Source organism: Dietzia sp. SYD-A1 (assembly GCF_015356725.1).
In the GTDB taxonomy this organism is placed as follows: Bacteria; Actinomycetota; Actinomycetes; order Mycobacteriales; family Mycobacteriaceae; genus Dietzia.
The window spans coordinates 1-1,762 of sequence record NZ_JADDKI010000592.1 but is presented as its reverse complement, the minus strand read 5'-3'; the positions used below and the strand labels follow the sequence as shown (position 1 = coordinate 1,762).

Sequence of the window (1,762 nt, the reverse complement as noted above, 5' to 3'; positions counted from 1 at the left end):
GTGCGAGCGCGTCGGCCAGGGCCTCGCGCTCGCGGTGGCGCCGTCCACCGTCGGGCGCGCTTCTCATCGTCACGCCCGCGCGGCCGCGGCCCTCGCGCGCAGGGTCTCGATCATGCCGTCGGGGTCGGGCGCGCCGTAGACTGCGGACCCGGCGACGAAGACGTCACAGCCCGCGGCGGCCGCGTCCCCGATCGTGTTCGAATCGATCCCACCGTCGATCTGGATCAGCACGTCGAGCCCGCGCCGGTCGATCTCGGCGCGCAGCGTGCGAACCTTGTCGAGCACCTCGGGCATGAACGACTGTCCCCCGAACCCGGGCTCGACGCTCATCACCAGAACCATGTCCACGTGCGCGAGCAGGTCGAGGTACGGCTCCACCGCAGTGCCCGGCTTGATGGAGATGCCCGCCCGGCACCCGCGCGAGTGCAGCAGCTCCGCGACGGCCTCCGGATCGTCGGTGGCCTCCACGTGGAAGGTCACGCTGGCCGCGCCGGCATCGACGTAGTCACCCACCCACCGCAGCGGGTCGGTGATCATGAGGTGACAGTCCATCGGCTTGTCGGTGACCCTCCCGACCGCCTTGGCGACGGGGGCACCGAAGGACAGATTGGGCACGAAGTGGCCGTCCATCACGTCGACATGGATCCAGTCGGCGGCGGGGATGCGGTCGATCTCCCGGTCGAGGCAGGCGAAGTCGGCGGACAGGATCGACGGCGCGATGAGCGGCTGGTACGACATGCGGGTCAGTCTAGGCGGGCACGCGCGAGTGGGCGCCCGAGGGCGTCGGCCGGAACCAGGTCGGACGGTCAGGTAGCCAGGCTCCGAGGAGCCGGACTCTCAGCTGGCCGGACGATCAGGCGCCCGGACCCGCCGGCGTCGACTGTCACTCCTCTCGTTTCGACGGTGTGGGGACGTTCCCGAGCCGTCGCAACCCCGCCATGAACATCGCATCGGTGCCGTGGCGGTGGGGCCAGAGCTGCACCCACGGTCCGCCTCCGAAGCCCTCGGTGGAGGTCCCGCCGATCCCCGCGAGGACCTCGCGGATGTCGAGGAGTTCGACATCCCCGCGCCGGTCGGCCTCACGGATCATCGACACCGTCTCGGACAGGTGGGGGGAACACGTGGCGTAGAGCACCACGCCCCCGGGCCGGACCAGTCGCAGTGCCGACTCCAGCAGTTCCCGCTGCAGGATCACCAGTCCCGGGATGTCTGAGGCGGTCTTGCGCCACCGGGCCTCGGGACGCCGCCGGAGGGCGCCGAGTCCCGAGCACGGGGCGTCGAGGAGGACCCGATCGAACCCCGGCTCGAGGCCGGGATCCCGGCCGTCCGCGGTGAATACGGTCACCGGCAGGTCCCGCGTGGCCTCCCGCACCAGGTCGGCCCGGTGTTCGGAGACCTCGACACCGGTCACCGTCGCGCCCTCGATCTCCGCCAACGCGCCCAGCATCACGGCCTTGCCCCCGGGGCCGGCGCACAGATCCAACCACCGGCCCCCGTCCTCGCCGACGAGCGGCGCACGGGAGGCGGCGAGGGCGACCACCTGGCTGCCCTCGTCCTGCACCGTGGCGAGACCGTCTCTCACCGCGTCGAGGGCACCGGGATCACCGGAGTCGAGGTGGACCGCGTACGGCGACACGACGCCCTCGCTGCCGCCGGTCACCAGCGCGAGTTCCTCGGCGGAGATGGCGCCGGGCAGGGCTGCGAGGTGCACCTTGGGGCGCGCGTCATCGGCGGCCAGCAGCTCGGGCAGCTCCCCGGCGTC

General features: G+C 72.1%; 2 protein-coding genes. Both read right to left on the bottom strand.

Translation table 11 applies throughout. The features are described 5' to 3' along the window. Positions 1-69 precede the first annotated feature (69 nt). A complete protein-coding gene (gene rpe, locus IY392_RS17430; protein ID WP_194861921.1) occupies positions 70-738 on the bottom strand; it encodes a ribulose-phosphate 3-epimerase in 669 nt (222 codons plus the stop codon). 145 nt (positions 739-883) lie between these two features. Beyond that, the coding region (locus IY392_RS17425; protein WP_194861920.1) for an RsmB/NOP family class I SAM-dependent RNA methyltransferase at positions 884-1,762 on the bottom strand (879 nt) is incomplete at its 5' end.

Coding starts and splice junctions, on each gene's coding strand:
- rpe (WP_194861921.1), bottom strand. CDS start 738: ATGTCGTACCAGCCGCTCATCGCGCCGTCGATCCTGTCCGCCGACTTC.